This window comes from Paludibacter sp. 221 (assembly GCF_010501035.1).
In the GTDB taxonomy this organism is placed as follows: Bacteria; Bacteroidota; Bacteroidia; order Bacteroidales; family Paludibacteraceae; genus QVMH01.
In genome coordinates, this window is sequence record NZ_QVMH01000004.1 from 14,797 (window position 1) to 40,732 (window position 25,936).

Annotated in this window: 27 protein-coding genes; 26 read left to right on the forward strand and 1 reads right to left on the reverse strand. The window is 39.0% G+C overall.

The window, feature by feature from the left end:
* Positions 1 to 37: 37 nt before the first annotated feature.
* Positions 38 to 1,219 carry an AAA family ATPase gene (locus tag D0T49_RS01635; protein ID WP_163628850.1) on the reverse strand — a complete coding sequence of 394 codons (1,182 nt, stop codon included), beginning with the start codon at positions 1,217 to 1,219 and terminating at the stop codon, positions 38 to 40.
* 175 nt (positions 1,220 to 1,394) lie between these two features.
* On the opposite strand from D0T49_RS01635, the gene D0T49_RS01640 reads away from it, so the two are divergent.
* The 26 genes from D0T49_RS01640 to ruvB all read left to right on the forward strand — a co-directional run bounded on the left by D0T49_RS01640 (position 1,395) and on the right by ruvB (position 25,916).
* Complete coding sequence (locus tag D0T49_RS01640) at positions 1,395 to 1,733, forward strand: translation initiation factor (protein ID WP_163628851.1); 339 nt, start codon at positions 1,395 to 1,397, stop codon at positions 1,731 to 1,733.
* Between the two features lie 139 nt (positions 1,734 to 1,872).
* The gene (locus tag D0T49_RS01645) at positions 1,873 to 2,739 is read left to right on the forward strand and encodes a Bro-N domain-containing protein (RefSeq protein WP_163628852.1); all 867 of its coding nucleotides are present in this window, start codon (positions 1,873 to 1,875) and stop codon (positions 2,737 to 2,739) included.
* 219 nt (positions 2,740 to 2,958) lie between these two features.
* On the forward strand, positions 2,959 to 3,696 hold the full coding sequence (locus D0T49_RS01650) for a TerB family tellurite resistance protein (RefSeq protein WP_163628853.1): 738 nt from the start codon (positions 2,959 to 2,961) through the stop codon (positions 3,694 to 3,696).
* Positions 3,697 to 3,711: 15 nt separating this feature from the next.
* The gene (locus D0T49_RS01655) at positions 3,712 to 4,203 is read left to right on the forward strand and encodes a hypothetical protein (protein WP_163628854.1); all 492 of its coding nucleotides are present in this window, start codon (positions 3,712 to 3,714) and stop codon (positions 4,201 to 4,203) included.
* Between the two features lie 42 nt (positions 4,204 to 4,245).
* Positions 4,246 to 5,712: a cysteine--tRNA ligase gene (gene cysS, locus D0T49_RS01660; protein ID WP_163628855.1), complete on the forward strand. Its 1,467-nt coding sequence runs from the start codon at positions 4,246 to 4,248 to the stop codon at positions 5,710 to 5,712.
* Positions 5,713 to 5,782: 70 nt separating this feature from the next.
* On the forward strand, positions 5,783 to 6,847 hold the full coding sequence (gene pdxA, locus D0T49_RS01665) for a 4-hydroxythreonine-4-phosphate dehydrogenase PdxA (RefSeq protein ID WP_163628856.1): 1,065 nt from the start codon (positions 5,783 to 5,785) through the stop codon (positions 6,845 to 6,847).
* A 216-nt stretch (positions 6,848 to 7,063) separates the two neighbouring features.
* Complete coding sequence (locus D0T49_RS01670) at positions 7,064 to 7,648, forward strand: 50S ribosomal protein L25/general stress protein Ctc (protein WP_163628857.1); 585 nt, start codon at positions 7,064 to 7,066, stop codon at positions 7,646 to 7,648.
* 8 nt (positions 7,649 to 7,656) lie between these two features.
* Positions 7,657 to 8,220, forward strand: coding sequence for an aminoacyl-tRNA hydrolase (pth, locus tag D0T49_RS01675; protein ID WP_163628858.1), 564 nt, complete (start codon positions 7,657 to 7,659; stop codon positions 8,218 to 8,220).
* A gap of 9 nt (positions 8,221 to 8,229) precedes the next feature.
* A complete protein-coding gene (locus D0T49_RS01680; protein WP_163628859.1) occupies positions 8,230 to 8,649 on the forward strand; it encodes an RNA-binding S4 domain-containing protein in 420 nt (139 codons plus the stop codon).
* Between the two features lie 110 nt (positions 8,650 to 8,759).
* On the forward strand, positions 8,760 to 9,305 hold the full coding sequence (locus tag D0T49_RS01685) for a DUF4924 family protein (protein ID WP_163628860.1): 546 nt from the start codon (positions 8,760 to 8,762) through the stop codon (positions 9,303 to 9,305).
* Positions 9,306 to 9,374: 69 nt separating this feature from the next.
* Positions 9,375 to 10,244, forward strand: coding sequence for a glucose-1-phosphate thymidylyltransferase RfbA (rfbA, locus tag D0T49_RS01690; protein WP_163628861.1), 870 nt, complete (start codon positions 9,375 to 9,377; stop codon positions 10,242 to 10,244).
* 36 nt (positions 10,245 to 10,280) lie between these two features.
* Positions 10,281 to 10,832: a dTDP-4-dehydrorhamnose 3,5-epimerase gene (gene rfbC / locus D0T49_RS01695; protein ID WP_163628862.1), complete on the forward strand. Its 552-nt coding sequence runs from the start codon at positions 10,281 to 10,283 to the stop codon at positions 10,830 to 10,832.
* A 12-nt stretch (positions 10,833 to 10,844) separates the two neighbouring features.
* On the forward strand, positions 10,845 to 11,705 hold the full coding sequence (gene rfbD / locus D0T49_RS01700; protein WP_163628863.1) for a dTDP-4-dehydrorhamnose reductase: 861 nt from the start codon (positions 10,845 to 10,847) through the stop codon (positions 11,703 to 11,705).
* Between the two features lie 256 nt (positions 11,706 to 11,961).
* On the forward strand, positions 11,962 to 12,966 hold the full coding sequence (locus tag D0T49_RS01705; protein WP_163628864.1) for an alpha/beta hydrolase: 1,005 nt from the start codon (positions 11,962 to 11,964) through the stop codon (positions 12,964 to 12,966).
* Between the two features lie 225 nt (positions 12,967 to 13,191).
* On the forward strand, positions 13,192 to 14,472 hold the full coding sequence (locus D0T49_RS01710; protein ID WP_163628865.1) for a sigma-54-dependent Fis family transcriptional regulator: 1,281 nt from the start codon (positions 13,192 to 13,194) through the stop codon (positions 14,470 to 14,472).
* Complete coding sequence (locus D0T49_RS01715; protein WP_163628866.1) at positions 14,459 to 14,977, forward strand: LptE family protein; 519 nt, start codon at positions 14,459 to 14,461, stop codon at positions 14,975 to 14,977. Before D0T49_RS01710 ends, D0T49_RS01715 begins: the two co-directional genes overlap by 14 nt.
* A gap of 66 nt (positions 14,978 to 15,043) precedes the next feature.
* Positions 15,044 to 15,700 carry a hypothetical protein gene (locus D0T49_RS01720; protein ID WP_163628867.1) on the forward strand — a complete coding sequence of 219 codons (657 nt, stop codon included), beginning with the start codon at positions 15,044 to 15,046 and terminating at the stop codon, positions 15,698 to 15,700.
* A 6-nt stretch (positions 15,701 to 15,706) separates the two neighbouring features.
* Positions 15,707 to 16,060 (forward strand): preprotein translocase subunit SecG, encoded by a 354-nt coding sequence (secG, locus tag D0T49_RS01725; protein ID WP_163628868.1) that lies wholly within the window; start codon positions 15,707 to 15,709, stop codon positions 16,058 to 16,060.
* Positions 16,061 to 16,128: 68 nt separating this feature from the next.
* A complete protein-coding gene (locus D0T49_RS01730; protein WP_163628869.1) occupies positions 16,129 to 16,749 on the forward strand; it encodes a trimeric intracellular cation channel family protein in 621 nt (206 codons plus the stop codon).
* A 37-nt stretch (positions 16,750 to 16,786) separates the two neighbouring features.
* Positions 16,787 to 17,359: a DUF3109 family protein gene (locus D0T49_RS01735; protein WP_163628870.1), complete on the forward strand. Its 573-nt coding sequence runs from the start codon at positions 16,787 to 16,789 to the stop codon at positions 17,357 to 17,359.
* Between the two features lie 180 nt (positions 17,360 to 17,539).
* A complete protein-coding gene (locus D0T49_RS01740; protein ID WP_163628871.1) occupies positions 17,540 to 21,142 on the forward strand; it encodes a PAS domain-containing sensor histidine kinase in 3,603 nt (1,200 codons plus the stop codon).
* 357 nt (positions 21,143 to 21,499) lie between these two features.
* Positions 21,500 to 21,985: a pyridoxamine 5'-phosphate oxidase family protein gene (locus D0T49_RS01745; protein ID WP_163628872.1), complete on the forward strand. Its 486-nt coding sequence runs from the start codon at positions 21,500 to 21,502 to the stop codon at positions 21,983 to 21,985.
* Positions 21,986 to 22,159: 174 nt separating this feature from the next.
* Entirely contained in the window at positions 22,160 to 22,399 is a 240-nt protein-coding gene (locus tag D0T49_RS01750; RefSeq protein ID WP_163628873.1) for a hypothetical protein, read from the forward strand.
* Between the two features lie 32 nt (positions 22,400 to 22,431).
* Positions 22,432 to 22,674, forward strand: a complete 243-nt coding sequence (locus D0T49_RS01755; protein ID WP_163628874.1) for a hypothetical protein — start codon at positions 22,432 to 22,434, stop codon at positions 22,672 to 22,674.
* 248 nt (positions 22,675 to 22,922) lie between these two features.
* Entirely contained in the window at positions 22,923 to 24,824 is a 1,902-nt protein-coding gene (locus tag D0T49_RS01760) for an LTA synthase family protein (RefSeq protein WP_163628875.1), read from the forward strand.
* Between the two features lie 72 nt (positions 24,825 to 24,896).
* Entirely contained in the window at positions 24,897 to 25,916 is a 1,020-nt protein-coding gene (gene ruvB / locus D0T49_RS01765; RefSeq protein WP_163628876.1) for a Holliday junction branch migration DNA helicase RuvB, read from the forward strand.
* The last annotated feature ends 20 nt before the right edge of the window (positions 25,917 to 25,936 follow it).

Sequence of the window (25,936 nt, forward strand, 5' to 3'; positions counted from 1 at the left end):
CCTCTTTGTCGAAAAAAGAGGGCATTGATGATGACGATTAATACAAAAATCCCAACAACCACAGTGGTATCTCATTTTTTGTGCCTACTTCAATATCATCTACAGCATACAATACTTTCGGATTATATTTTGCATACTGTGGCTTTTGTTCGCATTTAAAATGATAGTACTGGTCGATGCAAAAATCGGTATGATGGCGGCACATATTCACTTTATGCTTGGCATGTAGCGCATTATATAAAAAAGTACGGTGTTCTGCGCCCTTATCCACTCCTCCCGGACTTACAGCGTACATCAGATTCGTGTTGTGAACGTAAATCCGGTTTGGTTTTTTAGGAAATACTTCCCCTTCGGTATAGAGCAGGTTTAGTAAGCGTGCATCCTGTAAGTACTTGATGTAGTTCATTATAGTGGCACGCGAAGTCTCGATGTCTTTACTTAACTGGCTTACATTTGGTGCTGCCGGGGCACTCGTCATCAGTAGGTAAAGTAGTTTCCGTATCTTGGATAAGTATTTCAGTTCAATTTGTTTTATGAGCAGGATGTCTACTTCCAGCATCATATTCATGGTTTTTACCAGATTTTCCGAAAAATTGCGTTGTTCCAGAAAAAAAGGATAATAGCCATGATGCAGATAGTCCTGAAAATAATCGAAGGGATGTACCTGCGAGCATATTTCCCGTGCTATTTTTTCGTGGTTGCTTATAATCTCTTCCAGCGTGTAGGCCGGAAAATTTTTACCGGTTTGCAGGTATATGAATTCACGAAATGAGAACCCACGTAGGTTGTAAGATGCAACCACGTCTTTTAAATCCTCGTTGTCTTCAATCAGACGCATGACCGTAGAGCCGGAAAAAACGATATGCAACTCAGGAAAACGGTCGTAGCACTCACGTAATTCTTTCGACCAATTTTCGTATTTGAAAGTTTGGTCTAAAAGCAATGTTCTCCCGCCTTGGCGGTAAAACTGCTCGGCAAATTCAACAAGCGTATGGGCAGTGAAATAAAAGTTATTGAAATTAATATACAGGCAGCTACGGTCGGTTGCGCCGAACCGTTCTTTTGCATATTGCAGCAAAAAAGTAGTCTTCCCTACGCCACGGCTCCCTTTGATACCAATCAAACGGTGCGACCAGTCGATTTCATTCATTAACAATCGCTTAACCGGCGACGAAACGTGTTCGACCAAATATTGATGTGTCCGGTAGAATGCCTCCATTGCTGTGTGTAAAATGAGATTGCAAAAGTAGCAAAAACTTTGCATTTTGCAAAGTGGAGATTGCAATTAGTATAAATAAATTTTATTAAGTTGATTATCAATGATAGAATTATTATTGTAATTTTGTGCTTCATCTGTAGTCTGACTACTAACTATTAGCTTCTAACTTCTTATTATGGATTGGAAAGATAAATTGAATGCATTGTATGATGCTGTGCCTAAATCGGAGGAGAACAACGCCTCTACAGAGGATGTGCAAAATAAGCCGGTGAGCAAAAAACAACAATTACGTGTAGAGCTGGATAAGCGCAATGGCAAACCGGCTACGCTTGTTACCGAGTTTCAGGGTACTGATGACGAGTTGAAAGAACTGGCTAAACTCCTGAAAGTAAAATGCGGTACAGGCGGCTCAGCGCGTGGTGGCGAAATTCTGATACAAGGGGATTTTCGGGCAAAAGTGGCTTCTATTTTAGAAGAAGAAGGTTATAAAGTGCGGCGGATAAATTTTAAGTAAATGAGAGTGTGGTGTCTGAACTATGGAACTTAGAGCTGTCTGAATTTTTCACAAAAAATCACCAAAATTTATTTTGCGAGTAAAATTTAGATAACCTCTCAGAATGTAAATCGGTATTGCTGGTCAATTAATAGAGTTTATGGAAAATAAAATACAATTATTCGAGAAGCAACAAGTGCGTACTGCTTGGGATGAAGATTCCGAAAAATGGTGGTTTTCTGTGTTGGATATTATTGCCATACTTACCGATCAGTCTGATTATAAGAAGGTTCGAAATTATTGGAAATGGCTGAAAAACAAGCTGAAAGCCGAGGGGAGTGAGTTGGTTAGTGACACTAACCAACTGAAATTGCTTGCTACTGATGGAAAGTATTATAAAACCGATGTTGTCGATACAGAACAAGTTTTTCGCCTAATTCAGTCTATACCTTCAAAAAAGGCAGAACCATTTAAAATGTGGTTGGCAGAAGTGGGTAGCCAGCGACTCGACCAACTACAAGACCCTGAGTTGTCTATAGAGCAGGCGATGACTGACTACAAGCGTCTGGGTTATTCTGATAATTGGATAAATCAACGCTTGAAAAGTATTGAGATACGCAAAGGTCTGACCGATGAATGGAAGCGGCTTGGTTTGCAAGAAGGTGTTGAATTTGCTGTTTTAACGGATGTTATTTATCAAAGCTGGGCAGATAAAACCGCTAAAGAGTATAAGCAATTCAAAGGGTTGAAAAAAGAAAACCTTCGCGACAATATGACTAATAAAGAATTGGTTTTAAATATGCTTGCTGAGTTATCGACTAAAGAAATATCAGAAACGGTTAATCCGGAATCATTTCCCGAACACGAAGATGTAGCACGTCGTGGAGGAAGTATTGCCAGAGATGCTCGCCTGAAACTTGAAGCCGAAACAGGAAAGGATGTTGTAAGTCCACTCAATGCAAAAAGCATTCATGCTGTCGAAGGTGAAGCGAATACTAAACAAATCAAGGATAAATCACTGGAATAGGAATGGATTGCGAGATAATAAAATCAATCAACTCGTATTTTTGATTTTGTTTCTATTTTTATCGGAGAAGAATTAAATCTGGATTTCTCACTTCCCTTTCTGACAAAAGTGGCTGCTTATTAATAAAAAATATGTACTTTTGTCAGTAAAAGAAATATTACATGATATTTGTTAATGCCTTTGAATAAAGGCATTTTATATACAAATAATTTTTATTTCATGAAGAAATTTGCAAAATGGATTGGTGGAGGACTTGGCTGGGCGTTAGGAGGCCCAATCGGGGGGCTTATAGGGTTTGCGATAGGTTCTATTTTTGACAGTGGTGTAGATAGTAGTAGTACTCAATCTCCTTTTTCGCGTCAGAATACGGCTGAGGGCGACTTTAAAATGAGTTTGCTCGTTCTCATTGCCTGTGTGATGAAAGCTGACGGTAGCCCAAAAAAAGCGGAACTGGATGTAGTTAAACGGTTTTTGGTGGCAAATTTTGGAGAGCAGGGTGCGCTTGAGGCTCTGTCTATTCTGAAAGAACTACTAAAGAAAAATATAAATGAAGTGGAAGTGGCAATGCAGATAAATAGTTTTATGAACTATTCGTCGAAACTTGAATTGCTCCACTTGCTTTTTCAGATAGCTTATGCCGATGGTGAAATAACTCCGGCTGAGTTTAATCTTTTGCAACGGATTTCCGGTTTGTTCAGAATCAGTACACTCGATTTTGATTCGATACGTGCGCCATATACAAAAAAGCAAGATGCCGGTTGGGCATATAAAGTGCTGGAGATAGAACAATCTGCAAGCGACGATGATATAAAGAAAGCATACCGCAAAATGGCGATGAAATACCATCCTGATAAACTGAATGGTTTAGGCGATGATGTAAAGAAGGCAGGAGAAGAGAAATTCCGTTCGGTAAAAGATGCATACGACCATTTAAAAAAACAAAGAGGATTTTCTTAAATATACCAGAGTGCGATGAAAAGGCTTTTCATTTATTTGTTTTTCTTTTCTTTGTCTATTGGAGGACTATTTGCAACTACGCAGTCTTGTGACTTACTCATTGTAGAGAAAGATACTTTTTGTTTGAAAAGTTTTCCTTTGGAGTCGGTTGAATTTAAAACAAAACCATTTAAACCGGCAGGTACATTTTGCTGGCGTGGTTATCGTGCTTATTGGCGTATTTTGGATAATGAATTGTATCTGGAAAAAATACTCTATCCTTATCCTTGGGAATCAAGTGTAGATATAAAAGTCCTTTTTACTAAAAATGATATTCCTTTCAAAGAGAAAGACGGGATGATTTTAGCAAGTTGGTGTACGATGAAATTCTGTCGTAAAACATATTATGAGGGTAAGGTGGAGGAAATTCGGGAACCACTGGTAAAAAGTGATAAGAAAAAAAAGAATATTCTTTTGCAAATAAAACGAGGGAAAGTGGTGAAAAATAAATTAATAGGAAGAAAGTAGAAGAAACGTTTAAGTAAAGTATATAAAATCCGATTTGAAAAAATGGAACATAAACTTCATATATATAATACGCTTCATCGTAAAAAGGAACAATTCGTGCCATTACATTCGCCTAATGTGGGCATGTATGTGTGCGGCCCTACGGTTTACGGTGATGCGCATTTAGGACATGCCCGTCCGGCTATTACGTTCGACATCCTTTTCCGCTATCTTATGCATTTGGGTTATAAGGTGCGTTATGTGCGCAATATAACTGATGTAGGGCACTTGGAGAATGATGCGGATGAAGGTGAAGATAAGGTTGCGAAAAAAGCCCGTTTGGAACAACTTGAACCGATGGAGGTAGTACAATATTATCTGAATCGCTACCATAGGGCAATGGATGAACTGAACGTTCTCTCGCCAAGTATAGAGCCTCACGCGTCGGGTCATATTATTGAGCAAATAGAATTTGTACAAAAGATATTGGATTCGGGCTATGCTTACGAGAGTGAAGGCTCGGTTTATTTTGATGTAGAAAAATACAACAAAGACCACCGCTATGGAATACTTTCGGGGCGTAATATCGACGATATGCTCGAAACAACACGTGAGCTTGACGGGCAATCGGAAAAACGCCGTAGTGTGGACTTTGCCCTTTGGAAAAAGGCTTCGCCCGAACATATTATGCGTTGGAACTCACCTTGGAGCGTGGGCTTCCCCGGATGGCACTTGGAATGCTCGGCTATGGGTACTAAGTATCTGGGCGAGGAGTTTGATATTCACGGCGGAGGTATGGACTTGATTTTTCCACACCATGAGTGTGAAATAGCGCAATCGTGCGCTGCTCTGAAAAAAGATACAGTGAAGTATTGGATGCATAATAATATGATTACTGTAAACGGCCAGAAAATGGGCAAATCGTTGGGTAATTTTATTACGCTGGACGAGTTTTTCACGGGTAGCCATCCTATGCTGGCTCAGGCATATAGCCCGATGACTATTCGTTTCTTTATTTTGCAAGCTCACTACCGTAGTACTGTCGATTTTAGCAACGAGGCTTTGCAGGCTTCGCAAAAAGGATTGGAGCGTATGCTCGAAGGGTATGCCCGTTTGCAAAAACTAACTCCGTCGGATAAATCTACTGTTGATGTGTCCGGTTTACGAGCAAAGTGTGAGGAGGCAATGTGCGATGATTTGAATACGCCAATCGTAATTTCACACCTTTTTGAGGCATTGAAGGCTATAAATCTTGTTCACGACGGAAAAGAGACAATATCGGCAGAAGATTTGAATGAGTTGAAATCTGTTTTCGATTTATTTATAAAAGATATATTAGGTTTAAAAACTGTAAATGATAATTCGGCAGGTGCCGATGCTTATAAAAAAGCAATAGATTTGCTGTTGGACATCAGGCTCGAGGCTAAAAAAAATAAAGATTGGGCTACAAGTGATAAAATACGTAACGAACTTACTGCGCTTGGTTTCGAGATAAAAGATACGAAAGACGGATTTGAGTGGAAATTGTGATAAAATTACGGGTTACAAGTGAATTAGCCGCATTGGTATATTAATCATATTGGTACATTATTAAATATTTATGGAAGAAAGAATTGTTATTGGTATAACACACGGAGATATAAACGGCATAGGCTATGAGGTAATCCTGAAGGCTTTGTCCGACAATCATGTATATGAGTATTTCATTCCGGTGATTTATGGTTCTTCAAAAATTGCGGCTTACTATAGGAAGCATCTGGATTTGGTGAATTTAAACCTGAATATGATAAACTCGGTAAGCGAGGCTGCTCCTAAGCGGATAAATATAGTTAACTGTGTGGATGAGGATATTAAAGTGGAGTTTGGGCGCTCAACTAAGGAAGCGGGCAAGGCTGCTTTTGTGGCATTGGAGCGTGCAAGCGAAGATTTGAAAAATGGCGATTTACAGGCGCTCGTTACAGCGCCGATTAACAAAGAGAATATCCAGTCGGACGATTTTTCGTTTCCGGGACATACGGAGTATCTGCAAGAAAAATTTGCGGACGGAAACTCTGCTGTTATGCTACTGGCAAGCGATATTACGCGTGTAGCGGTAGCTACAGGTCATATTCCGGTGAAGAGTGTGGCAAAAACGTTAAGCGAGGAACTTATCGTTGGTAAACTACGCGTGCTGAATAATGCTCTGAAACAAGATTTTGGTATTATCAGGCCACGTATAGCTGTGCTGGGGCTGAACCCTCATGCAGGTGATAATGGTGTGATTGGCGATGAGGAAGAAAAAATTATTGTTCCGGCAATGAAAAAGGCGGAAGAAGAAGGAATTGTTTGTGTAGGTCCTTACGCTGCCGATGGTTTCTTTGGCTCGGATAAATTCGGAATGTTTGATGCTATTTTGGCAATGTATCACGATCAGGGATTGATTCCTTTCAAAGCCCTCTCGATGGACGAAGGGGTGAATGTAACTTTGGGCTTGTCAGTGGTGCGTACATCTCCGGCTCATGGTACTGCCTACGATTTGGCGGGGAAAAACGAGGCTTCGGAAAACTCGTTCCGTCAGGCGCTTTATATGGCTTATGATATTTACCGGAAACGTACGTGGGAAAAAGAGATAAGTGCTAATCCTTTAAAGCCTACAGGTTTGGCTGGCAATGGGCCGGATGAGTAAGCCGGAGTGTTTAATTGCTAAGCTGTTCAATTGTAAAATCGAAATTTATTCAGGCTACTGAATGTGAAATAAAACAGGGCAAAGATTGTGAATGCTGAAAAAAACACGTATCTTTGCCACGCTTTTTTGAAAAAAGAAAGTGTGATGGGAAATTAAGCGGCTAATCACTTAAAATAACAAACGCTTAAATTTTGAGTAACACAAAAAAATGAAAAAATGAAAACATTTGAATTAAACGGAAAAGTTAGAGAAGACTTAGGTAAAAAAGCAACTAAAGCAGTAAGAAGCGAAGAAGCTGTTCCATGCGTATTGTATGGAGGCGAAAAAAACACTCACTTTACTGCAACTAATTCTGATTTACGTAAATTGGTTTATTCACCAGAAGTATATTTGGTAGAGCTTAATATTGATGGAAAAAAATCAGAAGCTATCATGAAAGATTTGCAATTCCATCCGGTAACAGATAAAATTTTGCATATCGACTTTTTACAGGTTAATGATAAAAAGCCTGTAGTGGTTGAAATCCCTGTTAAGCTGTCAGGTTTGGCCGAAGGTGTGAAAGCAGGGGGTAAAATGAGTCTTGAAATGCGTAAACTTAAAGTGAGAGGTATTTATACCCAAATTCCTGAAAGCATTACATTAGACGTTACTTCTTTAGGATTAGGAAAATCAATTCAGGTTGGAAGCGTTTCAGTAGATAAATTAGAAATATTGAATGCTAAAAATGCGGTTGTTGCACAAGTTAAGCTTACAAGAGCTGCCCGTGGTGCCGCTGCTGCCGCTGCTGCTGCGAAAAAATAATATTCTTTATGAAATATTTGATTGTAGGTTTGGGGAATATTGGTCCTGCGTATCATAATACCCGCCACAATATAGGATTTACAATATTGGACGCTTTTGCAGAGGCGTCCAATGTTTTTTTTGAGGATGGCCGGTACGGTACCACGTGTACCGTGAAGCTGAAAGGGCGTACGCTTATCCTGCTGAAACCTTCTACTTTTATGAATCTGAGTGGGATGGCTGTGCGTTATTGGATGAATAAGGAGAAAATAGAATTGGAGAATCTCCTTATCCTTGTAGATGATATAGCATTGCCGTTCGGTACACTGCGCCTCAAGCCCAGAGGGTCTGATGCAGGGCATAATGGCTTGCGCAATATTCAAGACGTATTAGGGCACAATAACTACAACCGTTTGCGGTTTGGTGTAGGCGATAACTTTTCCAGAGGCGGACAGGTAGATTATGTTTTAGGACGTTGGACGGATGAAGAATCACTATCTTTGCCTGCCAGAGTGGATAAAGCGGTGGAGATTGTTAAGAGTTTTTGTTTGGCAGGGCTTCAAACAACAATGAATCAGTATAATAATAAATAAGCTCCGGTGATGAAAACAGAGGTGCGGATTGATAAGTGGCTGTGGGCTGTCAGGTTGTTTAAGACACGCTCATTGGCTGCCGAAGCCTGTAAAAAGGGAAAAGTGTTTATTGCAGGAGTGGCGGTAAAGCCTTCGCGAAATGTGAAGGTGGGCGATGTTATTCAGATCAGAAAAAATCCGGTAATGTATTCGTTTGAAGTATTAGCCTTATCCGAAAACAGGATGAATGCTAAACTTGTACCGGGATTTATGCGGGATGTGACTACTCCCGACCAGCTTGAACTGATAGAGCTTGGCAAACTGGCCGGCAATGTAAGTCGTGCCAGAGGTACGGGTCGACCTACGAAAAAGGAACGCCGCGATCTTGACGATTTTGTGGCTCCGCATTACATTGATGAGGACTTTGATTGGGATTTTGACGATGAATAAACAAAACTGAATGTGCCAATATGCCAATGAGACTAATGTGCTAATGTGATTAATGTGGATTTTTACTTTTGCCTTTTACCTTTCAACTGCTTGTAACTTAAAATAACAAAATGTTTATTGCTCAGAAATTAAGAAAAGAAAATATTGTGGAATACTTGCTCTATATGTGGCAGGTAGAGGATATTATTCGTGCGTGTGGGCTAAGTATTGAGGTAGTAAACGAGAAGGTGATATCACCTCAGCAGCTTGAAAAAGAAGATAAAGCATTGTTATACAACTGGTATCAGGATTTGATAGAAATGATGAAACTCGAAGGAGTCGAAAAATCAGGTCATATCCAGATAAATAAAAATATTATAATAGAACTGGGTGATTTGCATCAGAGTATCCTTGCTTCGGGTAAGGATGTGGCTTATACTGCTAAATTCTATCACATTCTTCCCTTTATCACCCAACTGAGAAAACAGCAGATACAAACTGATATAAGTGATATTGAGATTTGTTTTAATTTTTTGTACGGTATATTAATGCTTCGGATGAAAAAAGCAGAAATATCGCCGGAGACCCGTCAGGCTCAGGATGAAATTACCAAGTTTATGGTGTTGCTTTCGAAAGATTATAATTTGTATAAATCAGGAGAATTGGAGATAGATTGAAATAAAGACGCGAAATTATTGTTGCCCCAAGTAAATTTTTATACATTTGAACTGTAAAACAATAAAAATATGAAAGGTATTGTATTAGCCGGAGGTTCGGGAACCCGTTTATATCCGATTACTAAAAGTATTTCGAAACAGATAATTCCGGTTTATGATAAGCCGATGGTTTATTACCCCTTGTCGGTTCTTATGTTAGCCGGAATACGTGAGGTGTTGATTATCTCTACTCCTCAGGATATTCATTTGTATCAGAATTTGTTAGGCGACGGAAGCGATTTGGGTATTGAGATACAATACGCAATTCAGCCTTCGCCCGATGGATTGGCACAGGCTTTTATCATTGGCGAGGAATTTATCGGGGATGACAGCGTTTGTATGATATTGGGCGATAATATATTCTATGGCTTTGATTTTTCACGGGGTTTGCGCGAAGCAGCCACTTTGAAAGACGGAGCTATTGTTTTTGGCTATTATGTGAACGACCCTGAGCGCTATGGTGTGGCGGAGTTTGATAAAACGGGTAAGGTGGTTAGCTTGGAAGAAAAACCGGAAAATCCGAAGTCGAATTATGCTGTAACGGGCCTGTATTTTTATGGTAACGATGTCGTGAAAAAGGCTAAAGGGCTGAAACCATCAAAGCGGGGCGAACTTGAAATTACGGATTTGAACAAATTGTATCTTGAGGAAGAGCGTTTGAACCTTAAAATAATGGGGCGTGGTATGGCATGGCTTGATACAGGAACGCATGACAGCTTGCTCGAAGCATCCAATTTTATTTCGACTATCGAAAACCGTCAGGGTCTGAAAGTTGCTTGCCTCGAAGAAATAGCATACCGCAATGGTTACATCTCTCGCGAGCAGTTGCTTGTACTGGCTGAACCGTTGAAAAAGAATCATTACGGACAGTATTTGATAAAGATAGCTAATGAACGGTAGTAAAATATTTATCATTTAGATTAGAAGTTTTAAAGAATGGAAATTATAGAGACTCCTATTAAGGATTTATTGATATTAAAGCCTCGTGTATTTGAAGATGAAAGAGGTTTTTTTTGTGAAACATATAATAAAATTAAATTTCACGACGCGGGAATAGATATTGGTTTTTGCCAAGACAATCAGTCTCAATCATCATATGGTGTTATTCGTGGATTGCACTATCAATTAGCTCCATATAGTCAGACTAAATTAGTATCGGTAGTTCAGGGTAAGGTGTGGGACGTAGCAGTTGATTTACGGAAAAGCTCGCCTACTTTCGGACAATGGTATGGTGTGGAGCTGTCGCTCGAAAATCATTTGCAACTTTTGATACCCAGAGGATTTGCTCATGGTTTTTCAGTGTTGAGTGAGACAGCTATCTTTTCGTACAAATGTGATGATTATTACAATCCGTCATCGGAGCGAGGAGTGTTATACAACGACCCGAAACTGAATATCGATTGGAAAATTCCTTTTGAAAAAGCTATCGTTTCTGACAAAGATAAAAAGAATCCTGTTTTCGATTTAGCGGAGATGAATTTTCAATAAACTTTTGGATGTATGCGGAATATTTTGATTACAGGTAGCAAGGGGCAGCTTGGTAGCGAATTGCAGGTGATTGCGGGTGAATATCCGCAATTTCAGTATTTTTTTACTGATGTTGATGAACTGGATATTTCGGACAAAGATGATTTAGAAAAGTATATTGCTAACAATGATATAGACGCTGTTGTGAATTGTGCGGCTTATACTGCGGTAGACGCTGCGGAAAAAGATGTAGAAACTTGCTATAAAGTAAATCGTGACGCTGTTCGGAATATTGGTGAAACAGCAGCTAAATATAAAATTAAAGTTATTCACGTATCGACTGACTATGTTTTCGACGGTACTAACCATATTCCTTATACCGAAGATATGCCCGTGTCGCCAACAAGTGTTTACGGAAAGTCGAAGTTAGCGGGCGAAGAGGCTTTGATGAGCGCTTGTCCCGATTCGGTTATTATACGTACTTCGTGGCTTTATTCGTCGTATGGGAATAATTTTGTAAAAACAATGATGCGGTTGGGTCGGGAACGTGATTCTCTGAACGTGATTTTCGACCAGATAGGAACGCCAACATATGCTGCCGATTTAGCTCAGGCAATAATGACGGTATTGACTTTTAAAGATTGGAATCCGGGTATCTTTCATTTTTCTGACGAAGGTGTTTGCAGTTGGTACGATTTTGCAAAATCAATTCACCGTTTAGCGAAAATAGAATGTAATGTAAATCCGATAGAGACAAAAGATTACCCTGTTGCTACTCCGCGCCCGTTTTATAGTGTGCTGAATAAAGCGAAAATAAAATCCATTTATCAAATAGAAATCCCTCATTGGGAAGAGAGCTTGCAGCGATGTATTAAGTTATTAGCTAATAGCTAATAGTTAGTAGTGCCTTATAATTCGTCTTCGGGGGGGTGAACAATTAATCTTTTTCGATTGTTTCTTATATTTAAGCTAAACTGGTTTGCGAAAGTAAGTTGAACAAAATTGATAAAGATGGAGTAAGATTGAGCAAAAAACGTAAAGAAGTGGTTATCCGTCTTTATTATTACTTTTATTCTATTTTGTTCTTTTATTCCTGAATATCGCAACTCAATTCTGGTTGAGCATAACCCAATAACATCTGAGCTATATTATGAAACGAATTATTTCCTCTCTTGCTTTATTCTTGTTCTTTTTTATAAATGTTGCTTTTGGTCAATGGCAGCCCGATGTGTTAGGAGATGGTTTTGAGTATCGCATTATCGAAATGCCCGATGACTATGAAGGTGCTGTTAGTTGTGCATTGGTAAGAAGTTTACCCGAAAACCCTACAGGCAAGGCTGTTTTATACGTTCATGGTTTTAACGATTACTTCTTTCAGAAAGAACAGGCGCAAGAATATAATAAGCATGGTTATGCTTTTTTTGCTGTTGATTTGCGAAAATACGGACGTGCGTACATGGAACACCAACGGCGTGGAAATGTCCGCAATCTGAAAGAGTATTATCCCGATATTGATTCGTGCCTGAGCATTATTCGCCGAGATTATCCGGAGGTTGTATTAGCTGCTCACTCTACAGGTGGGCTCATTGCAAGTGTATATGCTCACGATTACCGCGAGAATCTGCCTGTACAAGGTATTGTTCTTAATAGTCCTTTTCTTGATATGAATTTTCCTAAGTTCAAAGAGGGTGTCGGAGTGCCTTTGGTTTCATTCTTAGGAGGTGTTTTTCCTAAGGCTAAAATAAGTTCGGGAGAAGATACGTTTTATGCACAAAGTATTCATCAGTATTACGGAGGCGAATGGGAATACGATTTGGAGTGGAAGCCTGCCGTTTCTATTCCGGTAAGTTTTGGCTGGACGCGTGCCATCTATAAAGGGCATAAAAAAGTACAGAAAGGATTGGATATTCCTTGCCCTATTTTAGTAATGCACTCGGATAAGTCGGTATATGGCAATGAGTTTTCTGACGATTTTAAGGTAGGTGATGCTGTGCTTGATGTAGAAGATATTCATAAATATGCGGCTTATCTTGGTAATGATGTTACTATTGTTACTATTGATGACGGGGTTCATGACTTGGTTCTGTCTCGAAAAGATGTGAGAGAAACTGTTTATAATGTGATTTTCTCTTGGCTGAGTGAACAAAACTTATAAAAAGAAAACAGAAAAACTATTTCTCCAACAAATTATACTTCTATAGCACATTCTAACTTCTTTCTTCTCCTTAATCTTACGTAATATGCTTTTTGATATAGCTTTCAATATTTTACAAATTTTATAGATAAAGCTTGTAATAAATTAGTAATTTTGTCAGATAAATAATGACATTATTGCAGAACTTGTTTTGCGTTTAAGGGTAATAAAGAAACAAAAAGATATATGCAACCTGCAGAAATTCAAGCAGTAAAACAGCGTTTCGGGATTATTGGAAATTCGGAAGCGTTAAACAGGGCTATTGATATAGCCGTACAGGTAGCCCCCACCGATTTGTCAGTGCTTATTACGGGCGAAAGCGGGGTAGGTAAAGAGAGTTTTCCACAAATCATTCATTATTATAGCCACAGGAAGCATGGGCCTTACATTGCGGTAAACTGTGGTGCAATTCCCGAAGGCACTATTGATTCGGAGCTTTTCGGGCACGAAAAAGGCTCGTTTACGGGAGCTACAGCCGACCGTAAAGGGTATTTTGAAGTAGCTGATGGTGGAACTATTTTTTTGGATGAAGTGGGAGAGCTTCCCCTCTCAACTCAAGTACGTTTATTGCGTGTTTTGGAAACGGGGGAATTTATCAAGGTAGGTTCTTCTAAAACGCTGAAAACGAATGTGCGTGTAGTGGCTGCAACTAACCTGAATATGTCGCAGGCTATTCGCGATGGACGTTTCCGCGAGGATTTATATTACCGTTTGAATACTGTTCCTATAAATATACCACCGCTAAGAGAAAGGAAAGAGGATATTGTACTGCTTTTCCGTAAGTTTGCAGCCGACTTTGCCGAAAAATATAATATGCCTGCTGTACGCCTTACCGAAGGAGCTAAGGCTTTGCTCTCCAATTATTATTGGAATGGCAACGTGCGCCAACTGAAAAATATCACAGAACAAATCTCGGTTATTGAGCAAAAAAGGGAAATTGACGAACAAACCTTGCGTGTATATCTGCCTAAAGATGATGTAGAGCGTTTACCTGCATTACTTTCGTCACAGCATGATGAAAAAACGTTTAACAACGAACGTGAGATATTATATCAGGTTCTATTCGATATGAAAAAGGATATGAACGACCTGAAAGCCCTTGTACACGATATTATGGGCGGGCAGCATGTGGAAGTTAAGCACGACGAAATTCACTACCCCTCTGCTATATTGAACAGGGATGATAATGCTATAATCACCCCCCGCAAAACCGTGGAATTTGTGACAGAGAAACAACCTGTTGTGGATGTAAATACGTATGCAAATGATGTGGAAACGTATCACGATGACGTAGAGTATCAGGAGGTGGAAGAACAGCAGAAACCTATGTCGCTACAGGATATGGAACGGCAAATGATAATCAAAACTTTAGAAAAATATAAGGGAAGGCGTAAGGCCGCCGCCGAGGAACTGCAAATATCGGAAAGGACACTTTACCGCAAAATTAAAGAGTATGGCATTGAATAAAAAAGGGATTCTTAAGGCGTCGTTTGTTTTTTTATTGTTGTTTTCGTCCTGTACGATTTCGTATAAATTTACGGGAGGAAATATTGATTATAGCAAGATTAAGTCTATATCCATAACTGATTTTCCTAATATGGCGGAGTCGGTTTATCCTCCGTTGTCGAATATGTTTTCCGAGTCGTTGCGCGATAAATATACGCGTCAAACTAAACTTCAACTGCTACGCAATGGCGGTGACCTTAACCTCGAAGGAGAGATTGTAGGGTATGATTACGTGCCTTTGTCTATCGGTACGGATGCTTTGGCTGCCGAGACACGTTTAACACTGACGGTAAACGTCCGCTTTACAAACAAGGTAACTCCTGAGGATGATTATGAAAAACGGTACTCGGCATCGCAAACCTTCGACAGTAACAAGATGCTGGCCGATGTTCAGGACGAATTACTCACTATAATGATAGAAGAAATAGCCGACCAGATATATAACGATACGGTGGCTAAGTGGTAGCTTTTTAGTTACGAGTTACGAGTTACAAGTAATACAAATAGGCTATATACAAATAAGACTTTTTGAATGACTCATTTGGAATTTGTTGCGTTGCTGAGGAATCCCCAAGCCGTAAAGCCGGATTTGATTCCGGTTTTAAAAGATATGGTGGAGCGGTATCCCTATTTTACTCAGGCAAGGATGTTGTACACAAAGGCATTGCAACAAGCAGGCAGTATCTACTTTGAGGATGAATTGAATAAATCGGCCATTTATGTTCAAGACCGGAAATGGCTCTATTATTTTATTTATCCCGAACAAAATGCAGAACCAAAAAGAAAGCATGTACGTGCCGAGAAAAAATCCGGAACTTATTTCGATATGATTGATGCTTTTGAAAAGGAAGGCAAAGATGTAAATCAGTCGTTAAAACAGTTGGCTCAACGCCTGAAAGAGGCGAGGATGGACATTGTATCGGAGCATGGAAAGGTGGAGAAAACGGTAAATCCGGCACAAAAATCACCTGTGGAAAAGTCGCTGGATAAGCGTAAAACAGAAACGGATAGCGCCACTAAGCCGGACGAGAGCTATGCGGATAAAGTAAAAACTTTAATACAGGAAAAAAAATACGTTGAGGCATTGGAAATATTGAAGGAATTAAATTTGAATAATCCGAAAAAAAGTATTTACTTTGCAGACCAAATTCGGTTTTTGGAGAAAATTATAGCAAATTCAAAAAAATAAAATATCATGTATATTCTTCTTACTATCTTAATCGTAATTGCAGCAGTGTTGCTTACTTTGTTGGTTTTAGTTCAAAACTCAAAAGGAGGAGGTTTGGCTGCAGGTTTTTCTTCGTCTAACCAGGTATTAGGAGTACGTAAAACAACCGACTTCCTCGAAAAAGCTACATGGGGCTTGACTGCTTTTATTATAGTTCTTTCTATTTTTGCTGCAAGTACACACCCATATTCAACTTCGGCAAACGGAGCACAATCGGAAATTCAAGAGCAATATCAAAATGCGCTTCAACAAGAGCCGGGTGCTGCTCTTCCCGGTTTCGGCGAGTATATGGAAGAAGAAGCTGGTGCAAATCAAGAATAAATAAAACAAAATAAAAATCAGGAGCGTATCAACTTCATAGTTTTGATACGCTTTTTTTGTACAAGTATATGCATTTTATTGACATTATTGATTACATCGGTACATTTGCTTTTGCTATAAGCGGTATCCGCCTTGCTTCTGCAAAAAAATTCGACTGGTTTGGTGCTTATGTTATTGGCTTGGTAACTGCTATAGGCGGCGGAACACTTCGCGATGTATTGCTGGATATCACTCCCTTCTGGATGATGCAGCCCTCGTACTTGATAGTGACGGGTATAGCATTGCTTTTTGTTATTTTGTTCAGAAAATACATTGTCCACCTCAATAATACCATTTTTATTTTCGATGCTATCGGGCTCGGTTTGTTTGTTGTAGTAGGTATCGAGCGGAGTTTAGAGGCGGGTTTCCCGTTTTGGGTTGCCATTGTAATGGGTATGATAACAGGCTCGGTAGGTGGTGTTATCCGCGATATTCTGATAAATGAAGTCCCATTGATTTTCCGGAAAGATATATATGCTTTGGCTTGTGTATTTGGTGGGATTGCTTTTTTTATCTGTTATAAGTTTAATTTATCATCTGTACTGACTGAAATTATAGCAGCATCTACAGTAATTATAGTTCGTATTATAGCGGTAAGGTTTCATATTAGTGTACCTGTGCTTAAAGGGAGCGATGAAGATTTGGCTTGAATTTTGTATGCAGTAAAAATGTAAAATATAAGAAAGCGTGTTACAGATTGATGATACTATAATAAGTTTGGACCTTTTTGATAAGTGCTTTGTGTGTGACTTGAATGCATGCAAGGGCATTTGTTGCATTGAGGGTGACGCGGGTGCGCCGTTGGAAGAAGAGGAAATCGGAATTATAGAGGAACTTCTTCCTGTTATATGGGACGATTTATCCGAAGTGTCGAAGGAGGTTATAAATAGGCAGGGTGTTTCTTATATCGACGAGGAGGGCGAACCTGTTACTTCCATAGTTGGCGGTAAAGAGTGCGTGTTTACTTATACCGATAGCGATGGGATATGTAAATGTGCTATAGAAAAGGCTTACCGCGAAGGAAAAACCGATTTTTATAAACCTATCTCCTGTCATTTATACCCTGTTCGTATTCAAAAGTATTATGATTTTGAAGCTGTAAATTACCACCGATGGAAAGTGTGCGACTGCGCTTTTAAATTAGGAAGTAAGTTGCAGGTGCCTGTATATAAATTTCTTAAAGAACCTCTGATTCGTAAGTTTGGAGAAGAATGGTATGAGCAGATGGAAATTGCGGAAAAAGAACTGAAAGAAATTTAAATATTTGTGAATAAGACAAATAAATTGTTTTAATTCTTGTTTCATCCGGTAATATCTGTTCGTTGGAAGACAGAAAACCTTTATATTTGTAAGATAGAGGATATGCCTTAAGATAGCTCGAACAGAATTGGCTCTGCTTTAGGCTTTCACTCTCTATATAGAGCTATAAAATAAACCTGAATGAGGCTAACCAAATCTCTGCGTATATCGGTAATTATACTTTTCCTCTTCATCGTATTAGGATTTGTTTTCAGTATTCTGTATAATACTTCTCCGGGGCGTGCGGTTAATATTCATCATTTCCAATCACAATTAAATAAAAAAGAAGCTCTTGCGTTTAACACTTTAAACAAATTGTATGCAGGTTATATGGCTTCGGGGACGGATTCGTTGACCAATTATACTTTTCCTGATGAAGATATATCTTACTACATTCTGGAAAATGACGAACTTGTGTTCTGGTCGGACAACCAGTTGGATATAAGTAATATAACTCCTCATGAGTTTACCGACTGGCATTATATCCAGCTTCCCAACGCATATTGCGTTATACTTTCCCGTTCGTTCGATGAGCTTGACTTTGTTGCCCTGATAACGATAAAATACAATTATCCTTACGAGAATGAAAGCCTCCAAAATAAATTTGCGAGAGGATTTGAAATTGACAAACATGTCGAAATTCAGTTGGGCGATGAGTCGGACGAATATGCTGTTTTCTGCGGCAAAGGACATTACCTGTTTTCTTTGTCGAATCCGGAAATACCTGTTTTTAATCATTTTTGGGCATTGTTGAGTGCTATTGCTTTTGCTATAGCTTTCATTTTCTTTTTTGTTTTATATGCCCGTTTCCCTCTTTTGGTAGGCAAACGCTCCATTGGGGTAAAGACCTTTGCGCTTTTGTTTTTGTCTGTTGGTGGATTTATCTCTCTTCTTTTGTTTTTCGATATTCCTGAGATATTTTTCCGGAACATCATTTTTTCTCCTTTTCATTACGCGGCACATCCTATGCTGTCGTCTATATGCCATTTGTCTGTTTTTACGGCTTTTGTTTTTTCCTCGGTTTGTCTGTTTTTCTTTTATGTAAAGACAGGGAGCCGTTCTTTTTATAAAAATATTTTCTTACTGCTTTTATATCCATTCTATTTTATTTGCCTGTATGCCATTGTGAATAGTATGGTGTTTCATTCGTGTATCCAACTTAATATATTGCATATAACTGATTTCTCCCTTGCAGGTGTTTGGGCTCATCTCTTGTTTTTTGTGTGGGGTATTGGGCTTGGGCTGCTGTTTTTTAAGACACACAACTATTTTGCTATACATAAAAAACTAAAGTGGGCCATTGCGGCAGATGTGGTGGCGATTATCTTATTTGTAATTGCAAGTTTGTTTATACCAAGGCTTAAAATTACTCTTTTTGTAGTTCCTTATACGCTTATAATCAGTAGTTTTTATATTGCATACTTTATCAAAAGGATAAAGTACAACTACGTTTATTTGCTCCTGTGGGGATTGTTTTATGCGGGTTTTATCGGTTTAAACCTGCTTGAACTTAATATCCAGAAAAACAGGGGAAAATATCGTGTGTTGGCTCAAAATGTATATGAAAACGGAAATGTAGAGAACGACCGTATTGCCGATATTTTATTGGAGGAGCTTGACAGCCGTTTAGTGAATGATGCAAAAATAGGCGAAATGATGATGTATCCTGATTCTACCGATGTACTTAAGGATTATTTGGATAAAACTTATTTTCGTGGTTTCTGGAACAAGTATGATATTCAGGTGAACTATGCTTCTTACTATTCCGAGTTGTATAGCGAGTATTTAAGTTATATAGTTCAGGTAGAAGGTAAGATAGGGAACACACATTTTTATAGTGTGCCTACTACACAAAATGCAATGACCTATATTGGGATATTTCCTGTACAAGAGGGGGAAGAAGAAGTGGTCTATTACTTTTTGGAATTTTATCCCCGCAGACAATACAAGAGTTATAGTTTTCCCGATTTGCTTATACCTGCCTCTGCCGATATTCATAAGCAGTTGAACGTTTCAGTTGCAAAGTATGATAACCGACTTCTTACTTATTCGTCCGGCATTGTTGAGTATCCGTCGGATGCAAGTTGGATTCCTGCTTTTGAGTCGGATTATAAAACTTTGTTGTACAAAGACCGCTGGCATTATATTTATAAACCTAATACAGATACTTACATTGTGGTGTCGAAACAAAACAGGAATGAGTTTTCGGCTTATTTACAGTTTTTTATTTACCTCACACTGATTTATTTTACTCTTATATGGTTTATTATCCGTTTGTATCAGTTTCTTTATAAAAAAGAAGATTTTCATCTGGGCTTGGCATCGCGCTTTCAATATACATTCATTACGCTTCTTATTATAAGTTTTGCCGGAATATTTTATGTTTCGATCGACTTTATAAGAAAACGATACGAACATCAGCAGGTAGAGATACTTGAAAGTAAAAGGCAATATATTCAGAACACGTTACAAGATATGTATTACTGGAATCAAGGCTTGAACGTTCATAATACATCATCTCTTAATTTTGATTTGCAGGACTTGTCGTATATATATCAGACCGATATTCATGTTTTTGATAATGACGGGGTTTTGGTAGGTAGTTCACAGCCATTGATTTTTTACCGCCATCTGATAAGCAACCGTATGTCGCCGAAGCCGTTTTTCTCGTCCAACTCAAGCATCGAACAGTACGAACATATCGGGGAGTCGAATTATCTGGCAGCATATACTGATTTTTACAATGGCGATTATCTGCAAATAGGTTATATTGCTATACCCCAGTTTTTTAGCGAAAAGGATTTGCGCACCGAGATAGAAAATTTCTCGTCGGTTATAATTCATATTTACTTTTTTATCATACTGGTGGCTATATTCTTAACTATAGTAGTAGGTAAGAGGCTGTCTGCTCCGCTTAATATGTTAGAGAAAAAGCTGAAGGAAATGCGTATCGGACAGCGTAACGAGAAAATAGATTACAAGCAAAATGATGAAATAGGGCAGTTGGTAGCCCAGTATAACCGTACGGTAGACGAGCTTGAGCAGAGTGCCAAGCTACTGGCTAAGTCGGAACGTGAATCGGCATGGAAACTGATGGCGCGGCAGGTGGCACACGAGATTAATAATCCGCTTACCCCGATGAAACTATCTATACAGCAACTCCGCCGACGGAAAAACATGGATGACGACGGTTTTGACGAATATTTTGAAAATTCGACTTCGATGCTGATAGAGCAGATTGATAACTTATCGCGTATTGCCGGCACGTTTTCCGATTTTGCGCGGATGCCCGAAGCGCAGTTGTCCCGTGTAGATGTTAGCCTGACGTTGCAATCGGTTGTAAGGCTTTTTGCTGATAATAATGAAAAAATTGATATACAGTATTCGGGGGCGGAAAGAGATGTATTTGTTTATGCCGATCAGGAACAACTGATTCAGGTATTTAACAACCTTATGAAAAATGCTATACAATCCATACCCAAAGGGCGTAAAGGGCTTATAAAAGTGAATTTAAACCAATCGGAGGGAAATGTCGTTATCCGAATATCGGACAACGGAAGTGGGATTCCGAAGGATGTTTGCGATAAAATGTTTACTCCTAATTTTACCACCAAGGCGCAGGGCATGGGATTGGGGCTTGCTATCAGTAAGAACATTGTGGAGCAGGTAGGGGGCACTATAACTTTTGAGACAGAAGAAAATAAGGGGAGCATTTTTGTAGTAATACTTCCATCGCAAATCTGATTTTTTGTAAATATTTTATTTTGCGCTCATCCTTTTTCTGTTTATATGTGTCTATATAATAAAGGCAGGAATTTATTGTAGTAAAAAGACAAAAACGAAATAAATACCTGACTTTTAAAAAAACATAGAATTATCAGATTTACTTCAACCTAAACCTTTTTCTATGAAAAAAATATAACCTATTATGAAAAATTTGAAAGCACTGTTTCCTCTTTTTTTTAACCTATAATTTACAGTGATTTTATTCTTCTCTCTTATACGATACATTTTTTTAATGTATCGTATTTGTTTTATACAGTTTTGTATTGTTGTGGAATAAGTGATATTTTTGCTCTGTATAAATATTATTAATCCGGTATGAACGATTTTCCTCCCATCCGCCGGCAAGACCGCTTGCTGAACACTGATAGAATAAACGAATTGCTTGAAACAGGAGAGTATGGTTTCTTCAGTTTAGGTGCCAATGCTAATGGTTACGCTTATGGCATACCTGTAAACTATGTTTACGACCGTATAAGCGAATCGCTATATGTGCATTGTGCGCCTGAGGGAGAAAAAATGAATATATTGCAGAAAAGTAACAGGTTGGTTTCTTTTTGTATTGTGGGTAAAACCTGCCCTGTTCCTCAAAAATTTACTACCCTATACGAAAGTGTTATTGTGTTTGGCGAGGCAGAGATAGTTTTGGCAGATGATGAAAAAAGGAAAGGAATACGCAAGTTGGTAGAAAAATACTGCCCCGGCTATATTGAGGTAGGTGAAAAATATATGGAGAGTTCATTTGCGCGAACAAGCGTGATTAAGATAAAAATTCAGCACATGACAGGCAAAAGTAAAGCATAAACTCAATAATGTTTTTTCTGAGTTTGCTTTTTACCTCAGGATTTACTAATAATTATAACAATCCGGATTGTATCGCAGTCCGGATTGTTTGTGTAATAAACTTTATGAATGATGTTGGGAACAATCAGTCATTGAATGTGTTATATTGTTGTGTATAACCTAAAGGGAAATGATATGGAAAAAACAATAAAATCGGGAATTGAAGTTCAAAAACGTAGTGAGGAGGGTAATATGCCTATACAGAGTGAATTGTTGGAAGAACATAAAACTGGTGCAAAAGAAATCCGCTATGTTGACGAGTCGTACAGGATGGACGATAATACCAATTTTAGCCCAACGGCGATGGAAGAAGATGTCTTGTTGGACGAGCCACTGGTGCCGGGTATCGGTATCGACGAAAGTGATATAAAATAACAGATTAAAAATTTATTATAAAAAACTTAGTTATGGAAAATGCATTAATATCTAAAGCTACTGAGAATAAGATAATCAGTGATTTACAAAAAATAATTGAAAGTGGGAAAAAGGGCAAAGTGATGCTTGCAGATTACGTAGGTGCAAATCAGGGTGCATGTATGGACTTTGCTGTGCTGTATGAGGCTTCGGACGATCTCCGGTATTTCATTAAAGAACAACAGGTAAAAGGAGCTAAAATTGATATTCAGGAAGATAGTATTTTAGTGGAATAGGTGATTTGCCATAAGTCTTTTTGTCTTTTATCTTTTATCTTGGTTCTTGATTCTTGGCTCTTGCTTCTCATATCAAGACTGAATGACAAAGTTTGGCATAAGATTTGATTTTATTCTGACGACAATTAAACATAGTATATAATTAGATTGGCGTTGGTTAATGAAAATCCCCTCTCAAAATTTTGAGCAGGGGATTTTTTATTGCTCTGCTTTATATAACTTTGTACCCGTATTTTTTATTTTAGAATATGGGTAATTTTATAGAGCGCATAAAGAGCAATATTTATGCTATGTTGATATATCGGCTGATTATTATCTGGCTGTTATATGGTGTTTTACGTCTTTTGTTTTATGTTGTCAATTCCTCTCTTTATCCTGATATAGGTTTTTCGCATTTAATGACCTTATTTGCCGAAGGAATCCGTTTTGATATGTCGGCTATACTTTTCAGCAACAGTATCTACATTCTCCTTCAAGTTTTGCCTTTCCACTTCCGGTATAGCGAGACGTATCAAAAGTTGCTAAAGTTCCTGTTTGTTTTTACCAATGCTTTCTTCTTTTTATTTGCTTGTGCCGATTTGGTTTATTTCCCTTTTACTTTCCGGCGTACGGTTTTAGGCGATTTGATGGAGTTCTCCAATGATGCTTCCAACGTGGGGCTTATTGGTAGCTTTATTGCCGACTATTGGTGGCTTTTGTTACTGTTTGTTGCACTTGTGTTTGTTTTGATATATACGTATGGCTCTATAAACCAGAAAGATTGGAAACCTGAAAAACCATTAATCTATTATCTGACAAGTTCATTAATATTTCTGCTGATAGGTGGATTGACTTTTCTTGGGATACGTGGCGGTAGCCTTACGGGTATTCCGCTTGCCATGAATCATGCTACCGCAAAGATAAAAAAGCCGCTTGAAACAGGTATTGTGCTAAATACGCCGTTCTGTTTGTTCAGTGCTGCCGGACAATCATCGCTTAAGACTTATAATTATTTTCCGGAGGAAGAACTTGTTAAAATAGTAAATCCTGTAAAAACGGCGTCGGACAAAGGTTTCACCCCGAAAAATGTTGTTATTATTATGCTCGAAGGATTCAGTAAGGCGCATAGCGAGTATATGCCGTTTGTAAACTCTCTGGCCGAAGATGGGTTGAGCTTTAAGTATTCATTTGCCAACGGCTTGACGTCGAGCGACGCATTGCCTTCGATATTGGCAAACATTCCTGCGTTAATGCCCGTGAAGTACGTTTCCGGTATATATTCCGGTAACCGGCTGGATGGCATTGCACGGCAGTTGTCGCAGAAAGGGTATGACTGTTCGTTTTTTCATGGTGCGCCACGAGGCTCTATGCGTTTTCTGGAGTTTACACGTATGCTCGATTTTCCCAATTATTACGGACAGGAGGATTATGGAAATGATTCGGATTACGACGGACACTGGGGTATTTGGGATGAGTCTTTTCTGCAATACACAGCCAATATGATGAACGAAAAACAGCAACCGTTTCTTTCGGTTGTATTTACGCTTACCTCGCACCATCCGTTCCGGATACCGGAAGAGTATAAAGATACATTTCCCGAAGGCGAACTGCCTATTCATAAAACCATTGCTTACACCGATTATTCTTTACGCCGCTTTTTTGAAACAGCTCGACAAATGCCTTGGTTTGAGAATACATTGTTTGTACTTTCGGCCGACCATACCAACGGCGCTGTACAGGAGGAGTATAAAACAAGCGTGGGATTGTTTGCCGTTCCCATTATCTTTTATGAGCCGTCGGGGAGGTTGAAACATCACGAAGAAAAGATAATGGTGCAGCAGATAGACATTATCCCCAGTATTCTGGATTATCTGAATTATGATTTGGAACATTTTTCGTTTGGTAGCTCTGTTTTTTCGGCCGACAGCACACATTTTCTTATCAACTACATCAATAATACCTATCAGGTTTATCAAAACAATTATGTGCTCAGAACAAACGATGATGGAGCTAAAGGGTTGTATCTGTTGGATACTGACCCATTGCTCAAGCACGATTTGCGGGAAGAGCAACCGGAAAGGACTGAAAATATGCACAATCTGTATAAAGCATTTGTTCAGCAGTATAATAACCGTATTGTAAGTAATAAGACAAATATATTGTTTGAATAAACATTAAATAAAGAGTGGCTTTTGCGGAGTTTTCTTAACTTTGTGTGAGTATCAGAGACAAAATAATTGTGAATGGAAGAAGAACGTTTTGATATACGAAATAATCAATCAGGAGAAAAGGAATTTGAAAATGCTTTGCGTCCTCTTGCTTTTTCCGATTTCAGCGGGCAGGATAAAATCGTTGAGAACCTGAGGATATTTGTAAAAGCAGCACGCATGCGTAGCGAGTCGCTCGACCATGTGTTGCTTCATGGCCCTCCGGGTTTGGGTAAGACTACTTTATCCAACATCATTGCGAATGAATTGAATGTAGGATTTAAAATTACGTCGGGTCCTGTACTCGATAAGCCGGGTGATTTGGCGGGTTTATTAACCAGCCTCGAACCGAATGACGTACTTTTTATTGATGAGATACACCGCTTGAGTCCTATTGTTGAGGAATACCTTTATTCAGCAATGGAAGACTATCGTATTGATATTATGATAGACAAAGGGCCAAGTGCACGCTCCATACAGTTGGATTTGAATCCTTTTACGCTGATTGGAGCCACTACCCGTAGTGGGTTGCTTACCAGTCCTTTACGTGCCCGTTTTGGGATAAATTGCCACTTTGAGTATTATGACGCCAAGGTTATCATGCGAATCATTAAGCGTTCGGCACGCTTGCTCAATGTGGCGTGCGATGATAAAGCTGCAACAGAAATAGCCGGGCGTAGCCGGGGCACTCCCCGTATTGCCAATGCGTTGCTGCGGCGTGTACGCGATTTTGCACAAGTAAAGGGCAATGGCAGTATCGACCACGAGATTGCCTGTTATGCGTTGGAAGCCCTTAATATTGATAAGTACGGTCTGGACGAAATTGATAATAAGATACTTACTACAATTATAGACAAATTTCAGGGAGGCCCTGTAGGGCTTACCACTATTGCTACAGCGTTGGGCGAAGATGCCGGAACGCTGGAAGAAGTCTATGAGCCATTCCTTATTAAAGAAGGATTTATGAAGCGTACCCCGCGTGGGCGCGAGGTTACAGAACTGGCCTATAAACACTTGGGGAAAATTAAGTATGGGGATATGGGAACTTTGTTTTAATTATTAATTTTTAATGATTA

What these genes read in the sequence shown, in the direction of transcription:
- D0T49_RS01670 (WP_163628857.1), top strand. Translation starts at nt 7,064, where the DNA reads ATGAAAACATTTGAATTAAACGGAAAAGTTAGAGAAGACTTAGGTAAA.
- D0T49_RS01650 (WP_163628853.1), top strand. Translation starts at nt 2,959, where the DNA reads ATGAAGAAATTTGCAAAATGGATTGGTGGAGGACTTGGCTGGGCGTTA.
- D0T49_RS01750 (WP_163628873.1), top strand. Translation starts at nt 22,160, where the DNA reads ATGGAAAAAACAATAAAATCGGGAATTGAAGTTCAAAAACGTAGTGAG.
- D0T49_RS01755 (WP_163628874.1), top strand. Translation starts at nt 22,432, where the DNA reads ATGGAAAATGCATTAATATCTAAAGCTACTGAGAATAAGATAATCAGT.
- D0T49_RS01705 (WP_163628864.1), top strand. Translation starts at nt 11,962, where the DNA reads ATGAAACGAATTATTTCCTCTCTTGCTTTATTCTTGTTCTTTTTTATA.
- D0T49_RS01715 (WP_163628866.1), top strand. Translation starts at nt 14,459, where the DNA reads ATGGCATTGAATAAAAAAGGGATTCTTAAGGCGTCGTTTGTTTTTTTA.
- D0T49_RS01635 (WP_163628850.1), bottom strand. Translation starts at nt 1,219, where the DNA reads ATGGAGGCATTCTACCGGACACATCAATATTTGGTCGAACACGTTTCG.
- rfbC (WP_163628862.1), top strand. Translation starts at nt 10,281, where the DNA reads ATGGAAATTATAGAGACTCCTATTAAGGATTTATTGATATTAAAGCCT.
- cysS (WP_163628855.1), top strand. Translation starts at nt 4,246, where the DNA reads ATGGAACATAAACTTCATATATATAATACGCTTCATCGTAAAAAGGAA.
- D0T49_RS01645 (WP_163628852.1), top strand. Translation starts at nt 1,873, where the DNA reads ATGGAAAATAAAATACAATTATTCGAGAAGCAACAAGTGCGTACTGCT.
- D0T49_RS01730 (WP_163628869.1), top strand. Translation starts at nt 16,129, where the DNA reads ATGCATTTTATTGACATTATTGATTACATCGGTACATTTGCTTTTGCT.
- D0T49_RS01760 (WP_163628875.1), top strand. Translation starts at nt 22,923, where the DNA reads ATGGGTAATTTTATAGAGCGCATAAAGAGCAATATTTATGCTATGTTG.
- D0T49_RS01655 (WP_163628854.1), top strand. Translation starts at nt 3,712, where the DNA reads ATGAAAAGGCTTTTCATTTATTTGTTTTTCTTTTCTTTGTCTATTGGA.
- pdxA (WP_163628856.1), top strand. Translation starts at nt 5,783, where the DNA reads ATGGAAGAAAGAATTGTTATTGGTATAACACACGGAGATATAAACGGC.
- D0T49_RS01720 (WP_163628867.1), top strand. Translation starts at nt 15,044, where the DNA reads ATGACTCATTTGGAATTTGTTGCGTTGCTGAGGAATCCCCAAGCCGTA.
- pth (WP_163628858.1), top strand. Translation starts at nt 7,657, where the DNA reads ATGAAATATTTGATTGTAGGTTTGGGGAATATTGGTCCTGCGTATCAT.
- D0T49_RS01685 (WP_163628860.1), top strand. Translation starts at nt 8,760, where the DNA reads ATGTTTATTGCTCAGAAATTAAGAAAAGAAAATATTGTGGAATACTTG.
- D0T49_RS01745 (WP_163628872.1), top strand. Translation starts at nt 21,500, where the DNA reads ATGAACGATTTTCCTCCCATCCGCCGGCAAGACCGCTTGCTGAACACT.
- D0T49_RS01740 (WP_163628871.1), top strand. Translation starts at nt 17,540, where the DNA reads ATGAGGCTAACCAAATCTCTGCGTATATCGGTAATTATACTTTTCCTC.
- D0T49_RS01640 (WP_163628851.1), top strand. Translation starts at nt 1,395, where the DNA reads ATGGATTGGAAAGATAAATTGAATGCATTGTATGATGCTGTGCCTAAA.
- D0T49_RS01710 (WP_163628865.1), top strand. Translation starts at nt 13,192, where the DNA reads ATGCAACCTGCAGAAATTCAAGCAGTAAAACAGCGTTTCGGGATTATT.
- rfbA (WP_163628861.1), top strand. Translation starts at nt 9,375, where the DNA reads ATGAAAGGTATTGTATTAGCCGGAGGTTCGGGAACCCGTTTATATCCG.
- secG (WP_163628868.1), top strand. Translation starts at nt 15,707, where the DNA reads ATGTATATTCTTCTTACTATCTTAATCGTAATTGCAGCAGTGTTGCTT.
- rfbD (WP_163628863.1), top strand. Translation starts at nt 10,845, where the DNA reads ATGCGGAATATTTTGATTACAGGTAGCAAGGGGCAGCTTGGTAGCGAA.
- D0T49_RS01680 (WP_163628859.1), top strand. Translation starts at nt 8,230, where the DNA reads ATGAAAACAGAGGTGCGGATTGATAAGTGGCTGTGGGCTGTCAGGTTG.
- ruvB (WP_163628876.1), top strand. Translation starts at nt 24,897, where the DNA reads ATGGAAGAAGAACGTTTTGATATACGAAATAATCAATCAGGAGAAAAG.